Here is a 17,829-nt window from a genome sequence, read left to right on the forward strand (position 1 = left end):
GCCACGCTTACGATTATCTCGCTGTTCCACATCTTCTCGCGATGCCGGTAAACAGGCCTCGTCGTCTCCTCGCGGACAAGGGATATGATGCCGACAGCATCCGCCAGGAGCTTCTATTTCACGGCACACGCCCGGTTATCCCGCCGCGAGCAGGCCGCAAGAACCCACCGGCTTGCGACTATCATGCTTATAGGGATCGCAATCGCATCGAGCGGATGTTCAACCGGATCAAACAATTCCGCCGGATCGCCACCCGCTACGACAAAACCAAAACATCATATGCAGCGCTTCTAGCTATGGCTGCCGCAAAAATTTGGCTCCCATACTTTCTCGACAAGCTATAGATCGTTAAGCCGCCTATTCAGGATTTGTAATCCAAAGAGAGGGCTGATGCCGACTTTCATTTACCGAATTGAATATCGTGGGCACACCAAGTCCGTCCGTATTCGCAAGAGCAATCCTAAGGGATGGATTGGCCAAGTTGTCCAAGAGGCGTTTCCAGGTTTCGAAGTTACCGAACCGAGTCTGTTTAGCAAGATAATCCGCGCTGAACTTGCCCCTGACAAAACGCATGCGGGTAAGTGGCGACTTCAATGCAATGACGAGGGTTCGGGATTCAGCCTCAGTGTTGTGGAAACAAAAGATCGATAACGAAGCCTTGTTTGAGATCGACTTTGTCAACACGACCTAGAACGCTGACTTAATCGAAACAACAGCTCCCCCTGAAACGGGACCCCGGGGACGGGACCGGTGAATCTGCGTGGTTGAAAACGATTAGTTGATATGCTAATCGACGTACCAATAAGAACGACAGGGTGCGCGCATATCTCCTTAAGGACGGCGCGCGTTAGGAGACAAATGATGACGCAGGAAATGGCGCCTATCATACCCTTAAGTGAACCCCTACCCGAACAAGACACGGGGAAGAATGGCAGCCTGCGCAGTCCCACTTCGCGCTTCCGATCCGGTGGCTGGAACGTTGTTGCGCTAGGTTTTGCAGCACTGGCTCTCACCTATGCCGTGCGCGGTTCGGTTTCGGTGACGATGCCCGTGTGGCAGGCTGAATTTGGATGGTCTCGCCAGGCAATTTCCGGCGTTGCAGCAACGGCCCTTCTGGTGATGGCTGTAGTTGCTCCGCTAGCTGGTCGCCTCGTCGACAGGCGAGGCGCGAGTTCAATGATGAGCTGGGGAATGGTTGCAGTTTCCATTGGCACCCTTGCCACCGCGGCGGCGCAACCAGGCGAGACATCGTGGCTACTTCCGTTGGGCTTTGCGGGAATCGGCGCGCTCGGCTTCGGTCTTGTCGCGCAACACGTCGTAGCCGCTGCAATAGCACAACAGGTCTCCGTAAATCGCGGGCTGGCGATTGGTGTGGGGACGGCGGGATCGACTGCTGGGCAGTTGGTGTTAATGCCGCTGCTCGCCTTCTTGACGCAGGCGGGCCATTGGAGGATGTCGTTCCTCTTAATGGCATTCGTGTGTTTTGCGTTGGTACCGTTGGTATGGCTTGCCCTTCGGGACCCAGTGGCGAAACCCGCTCGCTTGGCTGAGAGTGATAGCCATCGTGGAGACCTTAAGGGCGACCTGCGCACCTTAGCGCGTGCGCCGGTTTTTCATGCAATATTTTGGAGCTACACGATCTGCGGCTTCACAACGAGCGGAGTCATCGAGACACACCTGATCCCCTACTCGGCGTTGTGCGGGTTTGCGCCTGTTCCGAGTGCTGCTGCCTATGGCATCCTGTCTGCGGTCAATCTCTTCGGAATGATCGCCGCAGGCTGGTTGTCAGATCGGGTCCACGGGCCATTTCTCTTGTCAGCAATTTACGCCGCGCGAGCCATTGCGTTCTTGTTGTTGCTGCACGTCGCTGACAATTACTCACTGCTGATTACGTTCGCCATCCTGTTTGGTCTTTTTGATTACTCAACCGTGCCGGTTACCGCCAGCATCTTACAGGCTCGGCTCGGGCTTAGATTGTTGGGGCTTTCAATGGGCGTTCTTTCTGCCGGGCACGCAATTGGCGGTGCTGTTGGTGCGTGGGCAGGCGGAGCCGTGTTTGATCAAACCGGCTCCTACGATCTTCTGTGGATCGGATCGATCCTTTCGGCTTTGGTCGCGGCCGCACTGGTCATTGGCATTAGAGGCCGGGGGAGGGATCTGCCTCTAGGCTCGAACGCGTAATGCTTGTCGACTTTTTCCGTTGCTGGCGATCACGCTGTAGTTTGGGCATCACCTCTGCTTGGAGGTGTCGCGTGAAAACGCGTCTCCACACGCAAATCCGAACAGCCGGATCCCAGAGGAAGCTTTGCAAGAATGCTTCGCTTCTCCTGCTGCCGGAGGGGGTGTTGGAAACCAGCTGTGTCAACGACATGTACTGTCGATGACACTCCGAAGCATCGACATCGCATTGTGAAGCTCATCGACGCGAATGTATTCGTCCGGCTTGTGCGCCCTGTTGATGTCTCCGGGTCCGCAGATGATCGCGGGAATTCCCACCGCTTGGAATAGACCCGCCTCGGTGCCGTAACTTACAGCATCGACCGAGGCCGTTCCCGTCGCTTGTTCAAGAAGCCTGGTTAAAGGGGCAGATTCTTCAAGCAGTAGTGCCGGATAATGTGAGAGGCGCTCAACATTCGTTTTGAACCCTATTGCTTCGAGACGCGGCAAAATCTCTAGGACGCCGTTGGCTAGATCGAGCGGGTCGGCACCGGGAATAGCACGGACCTCCATCTCCAATTCCGCGTGCGCCGGGATGATATTCAGCGCAGAGCCTCCGCTGCACAATCCGATCTGCAATGTTGAGTATGGAGGATCAAATCGCGGATCCCGCAACGAAACTTTTAGGTTGCTTTCGTGTTGCAATGCCTGTGCCATCACACGTGACATGGCGTGAATCGCGTTTAACCCAAGGTCTGGGCGGGAGGAATGTCCAGCTCGGCCTGTGATCGAAACGCGTACAGCTGCTTTCCCTTTGTGTGCCCGCACCGGTACCATTCCGCTTGGCTCGCCGACTATGCAGCCGAGCGGCTTCGCGCAGAGATGAGGCAACTCTTTAATGAGGTGTGGTACGCCGCGGCAGCCCGCCTCTTCGTCGTAAGAAAGGGCGATGTGGACAGGTCGTTTCAGCAGCTCCGGCTTCAGTTCCGGCACAACTGCAAGAACTGAAGCCAAGAAACCCTTCATGTCACTCGTGCCGCGCCCATAAAGCAGGTCGCCATCAACGCGCAATTGGAAAGGATCTGATGTCCATTCAGCGCGGGCAGCAGGGACAACGTCCATATGGCCCGACAGCACGATGCCGGGTTGACCAACAGGGCCGACACTAACGAAGAGATTCGATCTATCGCCCTCTGGACCAACGATTTCGGTAATCCTGGCGTCGTATGGAGCCAAATAGCCTTTCAACCAAGAAATTACCGCGTGATTTGATTTTCCCACCACCGAAGGGATCTCGACGAGAGCACGTAGTAAATCGACAACATCAGCCATGGATGCTCCCTATTGGCTCAGGAAATTATGCTATGAAGTTGGGCCGCCCAGCGCCTACCCGGACTGGTTCATGGTGACATAGATCTTCTTCATCGTTTCGATCGTTCGCCATGTACCGACAAAACCCGGCTTCATCACGAAACTGTCGCCCGCTCGGTAAATCACAGCATCCTTACCGTCCTCGGTAATCTCGACGACTCCTTCGAGGATGTAGCAGAATTCGTAATTGGTGCCCTTGCGGGAGATATTCTTGCCAGGTTCAGCCTGAAAAACGCCCGTGTTCACCCTCCCGTTGTATGTATCTTGCTCCCAGGTCGTGAGTAGCGGGTCGCCCTCGAGGCGCCTGTCGTCTGAAATTCTGGACTGCCGACCGTCCGAGAGATTCTTGGTGTTGATCGTCTTTAACAGCGACATATTTTCCCTCTTCGTATTCTGTTTGCGGTTAGATTTTTATGAGAACGCTCTTCTGGCGGCGGTTTGATCTGAAGGCTTCCTTCCCCAAATCCTTGCCAATTCCTGACGCCTTGTAACCTCCAGTCGGGAGGATGTGATCGCGCGACCGGCCGTAGCGGTTCACCCATACCGTGCCTGCTTCGATCTGTTTCACCGCGCGCATGGCCTGCGACAGATCCTGCGTATAGACGCCAGCGGCGAGACCGTAGGTGGAATGTCGGCTCAACGCGTAAGCTTCATTCTCATCGCTGAAAGTCTGTACGGTGACCACCGGGCCGAAGATTTCCTCAGTGAGTGCCGGCGAGTCAGCCGCAACGCCGGCGAGAATGGTGGGCTCGAAAAAATAGCCGGTTCTGTCGAGCCGTTTCCCTCCGAGGACGCATTCCGCTCCATGGGCAACCGCCGCTTCAACAATTCCATGTATGCGGTTTATCTGACGTTCGGAGATGATTGGTGAGTAGTTGGTTGCCGAATCCCAGGTCAGTCCTGGCTGGTGCTTGGACATTTCTCTTTTCAACGCAGCCATAAATGCGTCTTCTGCGGTTTTCGCGACAATCACTCGAGATCCGGCCACGCAAGTTTGACCGGCATTCAGAAGAATGCCACGTGCGACGCAATGTGCGGCTACTTCGATATCGGCAGAAGCGAATACCACCTGCGGGCTTTTCCCCCCGAGCTCTAGCGTCACGGGCTTTATCTGTGCACCAGCGATGTTTCTTAGTATTGCTCCTCCCGCGACGGTCGAGCCTGTGAAGCTAATTTTGGCTATTCCAGGGTGAGCGACGAGGTGGGCGCCGGTTGTAAGGCCGTCTCCAAGGACGATGTTGATTATGCCTGCGGGGATGCCAGCCTCAGTTCCGAGCTCGGCCAAAAAGAGTGTTGAAAACGGAGTGTGTTCTGATGGCTTCAATACGATAGCATTTCCGGCAGCAAGCGCAGGGCCGATCTTCCACCCTGCCATCGACAGCGGCACGTTCCAGGGCGTGATCGCGCCGACCACCCCGTAAGGTTCACTCAAGATCATGCCCAGGTGATCGCTGTCCGTCGGGACGACGTCGCCACCTTCTTTGTCCGCGAATTCCGCGAAAAAGCGAATTTGCTCCGCGGTGACCGCCGCGTCGATAGAAACAGATTCTGCAATCGGCCGTGTCGATGCTATCGATTCAAGCTGGCCCAGACGCTGAGCATTTGTTTCGATGAGACTGGCCCAGCGCTTTAATATGTTCGCGCGCTCTGTCGGTCGACATGTCGTCCAGCCTGAACGTTGTAGTGCTGCCGCAGCGCTTGTAACCGCAAGATCGACAACTTCGTCGTCAGCCACAGGAGAAGCTGCATAGGCGAACGCGTCAGAAGGTCTTAGCAGTTCGATCAGCGGTACTCCGGTCAAATAGCGTCCATTGATCCAATGGCCTTTGGGGAGGGGGACGTTGCGTGGGTCAAAGGTAGCGGTCATCAGCGAACTGCCTGACTATGTAGAAGAATCGGCATGGTGGTCACATCATTTCCGGGCGGCGGATTGCGGACCCATCGCTAAATCGTTCAAGGCTGTAGGGTGCGACGTCAGTGAATGGCGTCTCGTTAAGCACCATTTCGGTGATTAGTCGGCCAGTTCCGGGGCCGAGGGTAAACCCGTGGCCGCTGAATCCGGCAGCAACGATAAAGCCATTGAGGTTCGCTACTTTTGAGACGATCGGAACAAGGTCGGGAGTGGTATCGATCATCCCGCCCCAAGAAGCGGCGGCTTTTATGCCACCCAGCTCCGGATAATCCGTTGTCAGGTTTTTGATCGCCAAATCGACAAGTTTCTTGTTCGGCAAAGGATCCAGGATACGGATCTTTTCAAACGGTGAGATCTCGTCGAACTCCCATTTTCCCGCCGCTTCTGGTCCGTTCCAGAAACTGCTGTTGATGCGATAACTCAGCTTCTTGGTGAGATTGCTTTGATACATCTGATAGAATTTGGTGGCGTACCGAAGCCCTTGCGGTGCAATGTTGACCGTCCCATAGCCCGGAACAGCCACGGTATACGCACCGTCGATCCTGCGCCGAAGAGCATAGTTGGGCGTGAAAATGCAGCCTGCCTGAAGAACGTTCTTGGCGATGGTGGTTCGCAGCGCGGTGCCTTCGACGTTTGCGATCGGAACATCGATGCCGTGGCGACGGGAAAACCGAGAACTCCAAGCGCCTCCGGCACATACGACAGCGCTGCATTTGATCAGGCCTTGCTCGGTCCAGACACCAGCGACATCACGGCCCTTGATTTCCAGCCCGCGAGCCGCACAGTTCTGCAGGAGGTGCACTCCAAGCTTTTTGGCTCCCTCAGCGATCGCTGGAACCGCAAGGCTTGGTTCTGCTTTGCCGTCCGTCGGAGACCAGACGCCGCCCAACCATGATCGATTGTTTCCTTCGGAGCGGGATTCGGTCTGCTTGGCCGTCAGGATCTCGCAGTTAAATCCTTGCTGCCGCGCGGCGTTGCCCCATTTCTCCCAGCGCGCGAGTTCTTCCTGCTTGTCGGTACAGAACAGAATTCCTTCGCGCCGGAAACCCAGGTCCCGGCCGATTTCGGCCGAGAGTTCATCCCAGCGCCGGACGCTATAGATCGCCAGAGGTAATTCCGGAAGCTCTCTGTTTTGTTGACGGATCCATCCCCAGTTTCGACTGGATTGCTCCCCTCCAACAACCCCTTTTTCGAGCAAGGCGACCGAAACACCCCTTCGCGCTAGCTCATATGCTGCGCATGTTCCGATCACACCTGCACCGATGACAACTACATCCACCTGCTTGGGGAACACGGTACTACTTTGAACTGTCTCGAGTTGAATAGGCATTATTGCCGTCCTTATTTTCAAGTGAGGCGGATCTGTACGGTCTGAGTGGAATGGGCCTGCAAGCTATCCAAGCGCTTGGCTTGCAATGGCGAATTGCCGGACGCTTTGCGGCAGGACTAATTTCCCACGGCACATGGTCCGCACTTGGCCGACGCATCGGAGGCTCGCTGGGCCAAGAACACTGGCTAGTTCATCGTGCTCAGGGCAGTCGATGCGCACGAATTCGCCCCGCACGTCGGCCAACAAGGCCGTGACGATTTCGCGCGCCTGTTCGCTATTGGCTGCGACAACCGGCCCAATTTGATATCCATGGCCGAAACGCCGACAGATCCCGAAGCCTGCAAGGCCCGCATTTTCCATGTAGACAACCGTGCTGTTTGCCGAGGCAAAGTATGTTGTGATGACTTCGCGCCTATCGAAGCCCGCAGCGGAACTCGCCAGGACGACCAACTTTTCGAGGTCATCAGCGGTCGCTGCTCTGATCCGGTCGCGAGTGTCGCCACCGGTAGAAAACGCTGATGATCCCTGGATTTGGGAGACTGCGCCGGTCTCCTCGAAGCCGAGCTTCCGGTAGAGTGGAACTCCTGCGTCGGTCGCATTGAGGACAACGGACCTTCTACCGGTGAGGGAGAGGCTAGCCTCCATCAGCCGTCGTCCCAATCGCATGCCCTGGTATCTGGGATCGACAATGACCAGGCCGATTGTCCCGACGTCACCCTGGAGGAAAGCCAGGCTCGTTCCAATAACCTCCGCTTCAGGAGTCTCGATTACCACTCCTCGGCACAGGCGATACATTTGTTCCCAATCTTCGGCGCGGTGCGGCCAGCGGAGCCTATTCGATAGAGCGTGTGCGGCGGCTATGTCGCTCGAATACATATCTCTCAAAATAAAGTTGTCCGGGCTAAGGGGTGCACACGACATCTGCTATGTTCCAATCTTGCCTTTGCGAATGACGTGATCGTCACGCCAAGGATGAGCTTCTTCCGCTATGTCGGGACGAATTTGGGACGGTGTCATGCAAGACCCGCCTCAAGAAGTCGCGCGTGCGTTCCTCTTTGGGGGAGGTGAGAACGTCCGAAGCAGGTCCCTCTTCAACGATCCGGCCTCCGTGAAGGAAGCAGACCCGGTCAGCCACTTCGCGCGCGAACTGCATTTCGTGCGTCACGATGATCATGGTCATACCCTCATCTGCGAGGTCGCGCATGACCTGCAGTACTTCACCGACGAGTTCGGGATCGAGAGCGGAGGTCGGTTCGTCGAACAGGATGGCCTTTGGCGACATCGCGAGTGATCGGGCGATTGCCACGCGCTGCTGTTGGCCACCTGAAAGTTGGGAGGGGTAGCAGTTCAACTTGCCGCCCAGTCCCACTCTTTCTAGCAACGCAGCTGCTTTCTCTCTCGCTTTGCTCGCTGGTTCCCCGTTTACATGCACTGGGCCCTCCATCACATTCTCGAGCGCGGTGCGGTGTGGGAACAGGTTGAAGCGCTGGAATACCATTCCGATCTGCCGACGCAGATCGTTGATCTCCCTGCTTTTTGAATCGACGGTATTACCAAGCAGCTTTATGCTTCCCGCTTGATAGGTCTCCAGCCCGTTTATGCACCGCAGCATCGTCGACTTACCGGAGCCGGACGCTCCGATCAAACAGACGACTTCCCCTTTCGAGACGGCAAGCGAGACGCCTTTGAGAACCTCGAATTCTCCAAAGCGTTTGTGGACATTTGTGAGCTCGATCATGTTAGCGGTCCCGATGTTTGCCAAAGCGCTGTTCAAGCCATTTTGTGAACGACATCAAAGGCAGCGTCATAGCCAGATACAGCACGGCCACCAGGGTGTAGACGGTTGTGTTATCGAATGTGGAAGCCGCGATGAGCTGTCCCTGTCGCGTGACCTCGTTCACTGAAATGGTGGATGCCAGAGCGGAGTCCTTGACCATCATGACGAACATGTTTGCGAGCGGTGGCAGTGCCAGCCGAAAAGCCTGAGGGAGCACGACCCGACGCATTGCTTTAACGCGCCCCATGCCGATGGAGCGTGCAGCTTCCATTTGACCGGCGTCAACGGCTTCAATCCCGGCCCTGAATATTTCAGCGAGGTACGTTGAGTACGCGAACCCGAGACCAAGTATCGCAGCATCCATCGCATTCAGTTGGACGCCGAGATCAGGGGCGACGAAGTAAATATAAAACAGGAGAACGATCATCGGCGTCCCGCGGACGAGATTGATCAGGTACGTCACCGGCTTTGCTAGCAAGGCTTTTCCGGAGAGGGTCGCTAAGGCCCACAGCAGCCCCAGGGGAATGCTGAGCAAAATCGCCCCAACACTTACCCGAACCGTTGCCAAGGCGCCCATTAATAGCAAAGGCGCGTACTCTCCCAGCTGGTCCCATGCGATCATGGTCTCCCCCTCCGTTCAAACTTCGTAGTTCAATTTAGTGAACATTCTTTGAAAAGTGAGTCAAGCAGGTTTTCTTCAACTCGTAGTCAGATGCAGCCTGTTTTCCGCCGAATGTTCGAATAATGCATTGAGATCTAAGGGTAAATTTCCGTTGAGTGCGGTTCATATTTTTTGAAACGCTAATTCACTATTTTTCGATTGACGAAGCGGAAAAGTTCAATATCGTGAAAAACGTCGATGCAACAATTGCATTCGATGCCACTTTGAACATGCTGGCCCAAACAAAAAAGCGCATCTGCAAAGGCGAACTTGCGTGCGCTGACATATGAGGTGAACAATGCTTCGCATGGGAAAAAAACGTTGTTTCGTCGCAGGGGCGCTGTCCGCAGCCATTGCGTTCTCGACCCCGAGCTTGGCTGACACGATCACGGCAGGCTCTCCGCCCTCAAGCGCTCCTTCCACGTTCCTGAATACAAAAACGGGGAAAATCGAAGGCTATATGCCAGAGATTGCGTTGGAAATTGCTCGGCGTCAGAACCTCGACCTGAAGTTTGACGCCGTGATCTTCGCGACGCTGGTGCAATCGGTTATCGCCGGAAAGATCGACATGATCGTTGCCGGCATGACCCCCAATGAGCAACGCGCCAAGTTCGTTGATTTTTCACAGCCGATTCTTGCCTACGGCGAAGGCATCTTCGTACGTGATGATCAAAGCAAGACCTTTAAGACGGCAAAGGACTTCAAGGATGAGGTTGTGGGGGCGATGGCCGGCACTACGTACGGCTCCATGCTGCAGGACCTTAATGTCGCGAAAGAAGTGAAGTTTTACGACAGTGCTGCTGACCTGGCTCGCGACGTGTCCTTGGGGAGAGTTGTCGCCGGAATGAACGACTACCCGATCATCAAGGGACAACAGGCGGCTGGTGCGCTGCAAGGAATGCATGTTGTCGAGGAGTATGAACCTCTTCTCAAGGAAGATGTTGCGTTTGGAGTGCGTAAAGGCAACAAGGATCTACTCGATAAAATCAATGCGTCTCTAACCGAGATGAAAGAGGACGGAACGCTTAAGAAGATACTAGCAAAGTGGGGAATGGACGGAATTCTATAAGGATCTGCAAGATCAATCATGCGTCGAGAAGGCCGCAAGGCCTTCTCGACCTAGTCTTTTCATTGACGTGCGAGATTAAATAACATGCCTATGCGCTCGAAACTGAATTCAGCTGAGACAACGCCATCTGAGGAGACCGTCGGCTCGCGCCTGCGTCAGATTCGTATCCAGCGGAAGATGACTGTGAAAGAAGTGGCAAATCTCGCCGGCGTTTCGGTCGGTATGATCAGTCAGATCGAGCGCGATATTTCAAGTCCTTCCATTCGTATTCTAGAGCGGCTCCGCACAGCCATGGACATTCCGTTGATGGCGTTGCTTGAGACATCGGACCAGCCTGGTGTTTCGCAAAATTCGATTATCCGTCGCAAGAGTGACCGACTTGTCATGGAGTTCAAGCACGGTGACGTGACCAAACAGATGCTGTCACCGGTGGGTGATCACGACATCCAGTTCATGAAAATTACGCTGCGCCCAGGGGTCAATCAAACTGATGTCCTGATCGGATCAGGAGAGAAGGCGGGCTTGGTCGTAAGCGGTCAGGTCGTTCTGGACGTGAATGGGAGCAGTTATGTCCTGGAGCAGGGCGATAGCTTTCAATTCTCAAGCGGGCTGCCTCACGGCATTCGAAATGCGTCGGACGCAGACGCCGAGGTCTTGTGGATAATGAACACAAAGCAGAGCGAAGCCGCTATCTGAGTTTGCCAAACAGATGCTGATTTCAGCTTCTGTTGCTTCTCGTGTCGTTGAGCAAAAATCTCAAATCAAGGGCTGAGTACGGACGTGCTCAGCGCGAGCATCGTCGTCTGTTAAACGGAAAATTCGTGGATTGAAGGAGAGGGAAATGACCGGATCGGCTTTGACGCCCCAGCAACTGGCAAGCTTGAGGGATCTGGAGCGACAGGTACTGTGGCATGCATGCTGGATGGTCCACAATGCCAACCACCTGCGCGAAAAGGGCGAGGTGAAGGTTGGCGGACATCAAGCGTCGTCGGCGTCAATCGCCTCAATTATGACGGCACTCTACTTTCACATATTGCGGCCTGAAGACCGTGTAGCCGTTAAGCCCCACGCCTCGCCTGTCTATCATGCGGTTCAATACCTCATGGGCAACCAAACGCGGGATAAGCTTGAAAACTTCCGTGGTTTCGGTGGTGCGCAATCATACCCGAGTCGGACCAAGGACATCGACGACGTTGATTTTTCAACCGGGTCGGTTGGACTAGGCGTGGCGATTACGGCGTTCGCTTCGCTGGTGCAGGATTATATCGGCTCCAAGCGCTGGGGAAGCCGACCGGCGGGCAGGATGATTGCGTTGGTGGGGGATGCTGAGCTCGACGAAGGCAACATCTACGAATGCCTCCAGGAGGGCTGGAAACATGACCTTCGGAATACCTGGTGGGTGATCGACTACAATCGCCAGAGCCTCGACGGGGTGGTGCGCGAAGGTCTGTGGCAGCGCATCGAGGGCATTTTCAGTGCCTTTGGTTGGGACGTGAAAGTGCTGAAACACGGAGTGTTGCAGGAGGCAGCCTTCTGCGAGCCCGGCGGCGAAACGTTGCGGAACTGGATTGAACGGTGCCCGAACCAGCTCTATTCGGCCCTGACCTTCCAAGGAGGCGCGGCTTGGCGCAAGCGCCTAAGCGACGAAATTGGGAGTGAAGCCGGTGTTACAGAGCTGCTATCAGGTAGGACCGACGACCAGCTTTCCGATCTTATGTGCAATCTCGGCGGCCACTGCCTGGAAACCTTGGTCAGGACCTTCGGCGACATAGATCACGACCGTCCAACCGTCTTCCTCGCCTATACCATTAAAGGCTGGGGGACGCCCCTAGCGGGTCACAAGGACAATCACGCTGGCTTGATGACCAAAGCCCAGATGGCGGCCTTTCAGGAACGAATTGGTGTTAAGCCGGGGGCGGAATGGGAACCATTCGGTGCCGTCACGTCGCCCGGTCCATTGCGTGGTTTTCTCAAGGCGGTACCCTTCTTCGCCAAAGGCACGCGGCGCTTCACAGCGCCAGCTGTGCTAACCTCTGGACCTGCCTTCCTTGACGACCGAGAACTGTCAACTCAGGCTGGTTTCGGGAAGATCCTCGATGCTCTCGCTCAACGCGGAGACGCGCTGGCGGAGCGGATCGTTACCATGGCGCCGGATGTAACTGTGTCGACCAACCTCGGCCCTTGGGTCAACCGGCGGGGGCTCTTCGCGCGGGAGAGGGTGGCCGACACGTTCCGTGACGAGCGCGTGCCTTCGGCGCAGAAATGGGAGTTTGGACCATCCGGCCAACATATCGAACTCGGCATTGCTGAGATGAACCTGTTCCTCCTGCTAGGCGCTGCTGGCTTATCGCACTCCCTTTTCGGCGAGCGCCTCTTACCGATCGGCACGGTATACGATCCCTTCGTCGCACGGGGGCTCGATGCGCTAAACTACGCTTGCTACCAGGATGCACGCTTCATGGTTGTCGGAACGCCTTCCGGCATCACATTGGCACCGGAGGGCGGAGCCCACCAGTCAATCGGCTCACAGCTCATTGGCATGAGCCAGGACGGTTTAGCTAGCTTCGAACCGGCTTACCTTGACGAACTCTCGATCATCATGGATTGGGCCTTTGACTATATGCAGCTTAGTGGCGAAGCCAAACACGATCCACGGACCTGGCTGCGGGACGAGACCGGTGGTTCGGTTTACCTGCGGCTCACAACGCGGCCACTCGAGCAAATTGCTACGAGGCGTGGGGACGCGAGTTTCAGACAGGGGGTCATAGACGGCGCATACTGGTTGCGACCGCCATCCGTCAGGACCCGTATTGTGCTCGCCTACCAAGGCTGCATCGCGCCCGAAGTCTTGCTGGCAGCAGGACGACTTGCCGAAACACATGGGGACGTCGCCGTCATGGCTGTCACCAGTGCGGATCGGCTGAATGCGGGCTGGACAGCCGCGCAACGAGCACGACGCCACGGTGCTATTCACGCGCGGAGTCACATCGAGACGCTACTTTCGGCCGCCTCACGAACTGCAAGTCTGATTACCGTCACTGATGGCCATCCGGCAACGCTCGGATGGCTCGGATCTGTGGAGGGCCATCGGACAATATCGCTCGGCGTCGAGCACTTCGGACAGACTGGCACGGTCGCGGATCTCTACGCCCATTACGGAATTGACACCGAGTCCATCATCGAAGCTGCTGAATCGGTTGTGCGGACAGACGCAATGCCGGCTGCGGTGCGTGTTGCCTGAGTTCTAATGAAAGAGACGTACTGAGGATCGATTACATGGATAGACCTGAGAAAATCCACCTGGCCACCTGGCCCTCGCCATTAGAGGCATCACCCAGGTTGGCAATCGCCCTTGGACTGCGCGCAGGTGATCTGTGGTTCAAACGGGACGACCTGACGGGTCTTGCCGGCGGTGGAAACAAGCTTCGCAAACTTGAGTATACGTGTGCCAAGGCGCTCGCAGAAGGCGCGAAGACCTTGGTGACGGTCGGTGCTGCCCAGAGCAACCACGCGCGTTTAACCGCCGCGGCGGGAGCGAAACTTGGCTTGCATGTAGTCCTCGTCCTGGCCGGCAACCGCCCAACGGATTTCACAGGGAATCTCGCTCTCAATGGGCTGCTAGGCGCCGAAATGCTCTGGGCAGGAGATGTTGATGACCTGGCTTTGGAGGAGCGTGCAAGGCAGGAAGTCCGGCGCCTCGAAGAGGAGGGGACGCCAGTTGCGTTTATTCCGTTTGGTGGGTCGAGCAGCATTGCCGCGCACGGTTATGCCGACTGTGGTGATGAGTTGAAGGTGCAAGCCCCCAACTTGGCGCATGTGTTTACTGCGGTTGGGTCTGGTGGAACAATGGCTGGCCTTGTCCACTCCCTCGGCGGAACGCGTGTTCACGGCGTCGATGCTGGCGCAGTGAGCGATCCCGAGCAGCGGGTAAGAGCGTTGATTTCGGCGATGGCGAAAGAGGACTACTCCGAGCCGCTCAGCATCCGAGGAGACCAGGTGGGGCTCGGATACGCGTACCTGACCGAACCAGTGGAAGAGGCACTCCAATTGGTGGCTCGGTATGGGGGGATCATTTTGGATCCCATCTATACCGGTCGCGCATTCGCGGGCCTTATCGCAGCCGTTCGAGAGGGACTTGTGAGACCAGGCGAACAGACGATCTTCCTCCATTCTGGCGGGTTGCCTGGCTTCTTTGGGAACCCCGAAATATTGCATCTCACGGGGCAGCGCTAACGAAACATACATTCCAAATGCTGGAAAGAACCGCTGCACAGTCGCTGGAGCTTCAGCTGTGAGTTCATGCCGAACTGCGACGTTAAAGTGCAGCGCTACGCTACCTGCGCGCCGCAATTGCGCGAGTCAAACGCCGGCGGAAATCGGACTACAACCCTGAGCTCCGAACATCGTCATTAGTAACGGTCAGAGGATTCGCGATTCTACACGAAAATCCGAATAGCCGACTTTTCAGACCAGCCCGATACCTGGACACTATCGTCTACGATTTGGCTCCTTGCGCAGAATACTGAGGGACAAGAGCCAGAACATGCGTCGGGAATTCTAACTGGCAAAAAAGACCGTGGGTGATCCCGAAGACTATGCGACAATCCGGCCTGACGCGACGCAGGAATCTTCATTCGTAAAGGGTCCTGAGAGGAGGGGCAGACCAGCGGCGCCATTCTTCGCGTCACCAAGTGTCCATAAGTGGCAGACGTCCCACACGAGCAGGGTAGAAAGAAAAAGGCCCCGCCGTAAGGCGGGGCAAAGCCGCATCCAGGTGGCTCGCTGAACGCGGGGAAAAGCTATACTTCTATGCTAGATTCAACCGGTGAAGGGTGAGCGTCCGGCGAATGCATTTTTTGCCGTGCTCGAGGCGCAGAGTTAGGGCGCGCGCTTTAGCTCGTCGGTCATTATGCGCTCGATCGTTTCAGGGTCGCATTGTTCATCGACCAAAAACTGGCGAACTCCTCCGTGCCATGTCCGGATATCCGCTAGGAACTCCTCGATGCATTCGACGCCTCGGTCCGTGAAGCCGGTTGTGCCCTCTTCGGTCGTGGACGTGCACCATTTCGCCGTAGTCGATATTGTCCGAGTTGGCGGAGATTTCTCTGAGCAGTTCCAGGTTTTCGCCGATCATGGCGGCGACGTTTTCGATCGTATAAATGTGCATCGAACGAGCCATCATACAGCCTTCTGCAGTGCGGAACCTGCTGGGAGCATATTCCATGGCAACAGATCTTCCAGCCTGTCTATTGGGTAATCCTTGATCCGGGTTAGGACGTCCGTGAGGTAGATTTCGGGATTGTGGCCATGCAGTTTGGCCGTTTCGATGATGGTCAGGATATTGGCGATGCGCTCTCCGCCCTTGTCCGAGCCGGCGAAGAGCCAGTTCTTACGGCCAATCCCGAGGGGGCGCATCGCACGTTCGGCTATATTGTTGTCGATTTCGACACGGCCGTCGTCGATGTAAACGCTCAATGCGTCCCATCGCGAGAGTGCGTATCGCATCGCTTCCGCCAGCTTCTGTTTCTGCGGCAACGTCGGAAGCGTATCCTCGATCCACACCTTCAAGTCCCTCAGGATGGGCCTGGCATGTTCCTGGCGCAGTGCGCGTCGCTCATCAGCCGGAATGCCGTGGATACGATCCTCGATATCGTAGAGCGCGCCGATGTGCGTCAGCGCCTCCCCGGCGATCGGTGATGGCTTGAGTTTGATCACGTCATGGAACTTGCGGCGCACATGCGCCATGCACGCGGCCTCGATGATCTGATTGCCGTAAAGCTTCTTATAGCCACCATAGCCATCCGCATGCATCACGCCGCTGAAGTCAGCGAGGTGGTCTGCGGGATGTGCGCCCTTGCGGTCGGGGCTATAATAATAAGCAGTGGCTCTGGGAGTTGGATCTTGATAGCCACTGCCATCGAAGACATAGACCCAGACCCTACCGGTTTTTGTCTTTCCTCGCCCAGGATCGAGAACATCAACCGGGGTATCGTCCGTATGTATTCGATCGACCGCGGCGATATGGGCTCTGATCAGCAAAATGAGGGGCGAAAGCAGAACGGACACACGGCCCATCCAGTCCGCCATCACGGACCGGGAGATGTCTATCCCCAGCCGGTCGTACATCTCGGATAGACGATAGAGCGGAATGTGGTCGTCGAATTTGGCGACCATGATATGGGCGAGCAAGCCCGGTCCGGGTTTGCCTCGCTCGATCGGCAAGGTCGGCATTTCGCCGGATACCGTCGTATCGCAGTCCTTGCAGATCATGCGCTTTTCGACGTGGCGGACAATCTTCACTGACGCCGGTACGTGCTCCATCACCTGGACCACCTTGTCCGCCGCCTTCAGGAAAGACCTGCCACCACAGGTCGGGCAACGGCAGGGGGCCGCATAGACCAGCTCTTCGGTTGCCAGGCCATCCGGCAGAGGTCTGCGCTTCGGCTTACCAGGTGCGTCATCCAACTCCGGCAAGGGGGCTTTCCCGGAGCGCATCTCGGCCTCCGCGCGAGAGGCCTCGATCTCCTCCAACATCAGCTCAAATTGCTCGATCTTCCGATCGATCTTTTCCGAAGAAGGGCCATGCTGCCGATGGCGGAGCAGTTCCAGTTGCGCGCGCAGAAGGCTGATAATGGAGTCGCGTTTGCCGACCTCCGCTTCTTGCTCGCTGAGTTTCGCCGCCTGTTCAGCGACGAGCACCCGCAAAGCAGCAAGCTCGTCCTGACTGTCCAGCGGCGTTGTTTTCATGCCCAAAAACGTAGCCGATTTGCGCCTCAAGCGCTAGCATCTTTGCCTGGATTCCCTTGTAAAATAAGGTGTTTACCCCGTTCGGCCGGGAGCGGAAGTCCACGCCGGTCGACGCCAGTCGATCCCCTCGATAAGCATGGAAAGTTGGGCCTGTGTCAGGTGCGCCACGCCATCCTTCGCCGTCGGCCAAGGAAAATATCCGCGCTCCAGAACCTTGTAGAATAGGCAGAACCCCTGGCCATCCCACCATAAAAGCTTGATCCGATCCGCGCGCTTGCCGCGGAACCCGAAGATGGCGCCGGACCCTGGCGCTTCCTTTATGACGGTCTCGGCCAGCGCCGAGAGACCATCAATCCCACGACGCATGTCGGTCACCCCACAGGCCAAATAGACCCGCACATTCCCCGATGGCCCGATCATGCTGCCTCCACACAGGCGATCAACGATGCCAGCGTCTTTCGCTCGATGTCTGCTGGAACTTTCAAACCCCGCCCGTTTCGGAGCGAGATCTCGATAAACACTGGCGTCGGCGAAGCTACAGGCGGCTGCCCGAGGCCTACTTCGTCGACGAGCTGTACCGGAAGAAACGAGGTTGACGCCTCGAAGTGGCTAAGTGTCTGCCGCCATAAACGGATCTGAGCCGGATAGATGTCATGGCGACGAGCTACATCACCAATGCGGACGCCAGGCCGGTCGGCTTCTGCCAATATCTCCAGCTTAGCTTCTTTCGACCATCGCCGCCTACGCTCAACGCCGGAAATGATCTCCATGCGAGCCATGCCAACCTCTCAGATCTGGAATTAGT

The 17,829-nt window shown here is 56.3% G+C and carries 15 protein-coding genes and 2 pseudogenes; 6 read left to right on the plus strand and 11 right to left on the minus strand.

Annotated elements, in window-relative coordinates; translation table 11 throughout:
- Window positions 1-5: 5 nt before the first annotated feature.
- Both LAC81_RS29600 and LAC81_RS29605 read left to right on the plus strand, forming a co-directional pair.
- Window positions 6-344 (plus strand): annotated as a pseudogene (locus tag LAC81_RS29600) (transposase); the annotation flags it as partial.
- A 517-nt stretch (window positions 345-861) separates the two neighbouring features.
- Complete coding sequence (locus LAC81_RS29605) at window positions 862-2,181, plus strand: MFS transporter (protein WP_223728235.1); 1,320 nt, start codon at window positions 862-864, stop codon at window positions 2,179-2,181.
- 180 nt (window positions 2,182-2,361) lie between these two features.
- Here LAC81_RS29605 and argE read toward each other — a convergent pair whose 3' ends face one another.
- The 7 genes from argE to LAC81_RS29640 all read right to left on the minus strand — a co-directional run bounded on the left by argE (window position 2,362) and on the right by LAC81_RS29640 (window position 9,169).
- On the minus strand, window positions 2,362-3,489 hold the full coding sequence (gene argE, locus LAC81_RS29610) for an acetylornithine deacetylase (RefSeq protein WP_223728236.1): 1,128 nt from the start codon (window positions 3,487-3,489) through the stop codon (window positions 2,362-2,364).
- Window positions 3,490-3,543: 54 nt separating this feature from the next.
- Window positions 3,544-3,903 carry a cupin domain-containing protein gene (locus LAC81_RS29615; protein ID WP_223728237.1) on the minus strand — a complete coding sequence of 120 codons (360 nt, stop codon included), beginning with the start codon at window positions 3,901-3,903 and terminating at the stop codon, window positions 3,544-3,546.
- A gap of 28 nt (window positions 3,904-3,931) precedes the next feature.
- On the minus strand, window positions 3,932-5,395 hold the full coding sequence (locus LAC81_RS29620) for an aldehyde dehydrogenase family protein (RefSeq protein ID WP_223728238.1): 1,464 nt from the start codon (window positions 5,393-5,395) through the stop codon (window positions 3,932-3,934).
- Between the two features lie 40 nt (window positions 5,396-5,435).
- Complete coding sequence (locus LAC81_RS29625; protein ID WP_223728239.1) at window positions 5,436-6,770, minus strand: NAD(P)/FAD-dependent oxidoreductase; 1,335 nt, start codon at window positions 6,768-6,770, stop codon at window positions 5,436-5,438.
- A 63-nt stretch (window positions 6,771-6,833) separates the two neighbouring features.
- Complete coding sequence (locus LAC81_RS29630; protein ID WP_223728240.1) at window positions 6,834-7,646, minus strand: GNAT family N-acetyltransferase; 813 nt, start codon at window positions 7,644-7,646, stop codon at window positions 6,834-6,836.
- An 85-nt stretch (window positions 7,647-7,731) separates the two neighbouring features.
- Window positions 7,732-8,508, minus strand: coding sequence for an amino acid ABC transporter ATP-binding protein (locus LAC81_RS29635; RefSeq protein ID WP_223728241.1), 777 nt, complete (start codon window positions 8,506-8,508; stop codon window positions 7,732-7,734).
- A 1-nt stretch (window position 8,509) separates the two neighbouring features.
- A complete protein-coding gene (locus LAC81_RS29640; RefSeq protein WP_223728242.1) occupies window positions 8,510-9,169 on the minus strand; it encodes an amino acid ABC transporter permease in 660 nt (219 codons plus the stop codon).
- A 337-nt stretch (window positions 9,170-9,506) separates the two neighbouring features.
- Here LAC81_RS29640 and LAC81_RS29645 point away from each other — a divergent pair, with 337 nt between their 5' ends.
- The 4 genes from LAC81_RS29645 to LAC81_RS29660 all read left to right on the plus strand — a co-directional run bounded on the left by LAC81_RS29645 (window position 9,507) and on the right by LAC81_RS29660 (window position 14,510).
- On the plus strand, window positions 9,507-10,277 hold the full coding sequence (locus LAC81_RS29645; protein WP_223728243.1) for a substrate-binding periplasmic protein: 771 nt from the start codon (window positions 9,507-9,509) through the stop codon (window positions 10,275-10,277).
- 90 nt (window positions 10,278-10,367) lie between these two features.
- Window positions 10,368-10,973 (plus strand): cupin domain-containing protein, encoded by a 606-nt coding sequence (locus tag LAC81_RS29650; RefSeq protein WP_223728244.1) that lies wholly within the window; start codon window positions 10,368-10,370, stop codon window positions 10,971-10,973.
- A 145-nt stretch (window positions 10,974-11,118) separates the two neighbouring features.
- Complete coding sequence (locus LAC81_RS29655) at window positions 11,119-13,518, plus strand: transketolase-like TK C-terminal-containing protein (RefSeq protein WP_223728245.1); 2,400 nt, start codon at window positions 11,119-11,121, stop codon at window positions 13,516-13,518.
- A 35-nt stretch (window positions 13,519-13,553) separates the two neighbouring features.
- Complete coding sequence (locus LAC81_RS29660; RefSeq protein WP_223728246.1) at window positions 13,554-14,510, plus strand: D-cysteine desulfhydrase family protein; 957 nt, start codon at window positions 13,554-13,556, stop codon at window positions 14,508-14,510.
- Window positions 14,511-15,155: 645 nt separating this feature from the next.
- Here LAC81_RS29660 and LAC81_RS29665 read toward each other — a convergent pair.
- The 4 genes and pseudogenes from LAC81_RS29665 to tnpA form a co-directional block, all read right to left on the minus strand.
- A pseudogene (locus LAC81_RS29665) lies at window positions 15,156-15,456 on the minus strand (hypothetical protein).
- On the minus strand, window positions 15,456-17,024 hold the full coding sequence (gene tnpC / locus LAC81_RS29670) for an IS66 family transposase (protein WP_223728247.1): 1,569 nt from the start codon (window positions 17,022-17,024) through the stop codon (window positions 15,456-15,458). The pseudogene LAC81_RS29665 and the gene tnpC overlap by 1 nt, the downstream one beginning before the upstream one ends.
- A gap of 72 nt (window positions 17,025-17,096) precedes the next feature.
- The gene (tnpB, locus tag LAC81_RS29675) at window positions 17,097-17,444 is read right to left on the minus strand and encodes an IS66 family insertion sequence element accessory protein TnpB (RefSeq protein ID WP_223728248.1); all 348 of its coding nucleotides are present in this window, start codon (window positions 17,442-17,444) and stop codon (window positions 17,097-17,099) included.
- A complete protein-coding gene (gene tnpA, locus LAC81_RS29680) occupies window positions 17,441-17,803 on the minus strand; it encodes an IS66-like element accessory protein TnpA (protein WP_223728249.1) in 363 nt (120 codons plus the stop codon). The genes tnpB and tnpA overlap by 4 nt, the downstream gene beginning before the upstream one ends.
- Between the last annotated feature and the right edge of the window lie 26 nt (window positions 17,804-17,829).

This window comes from Ensifer adhaerens (assembly GCF_020035535.1).
Taxonomy (GTDB): Bacteria; Pseudomonadota; Alphaproteobacteria; order Rhizobiales; family Rhizobiaceae; genus Ensifer.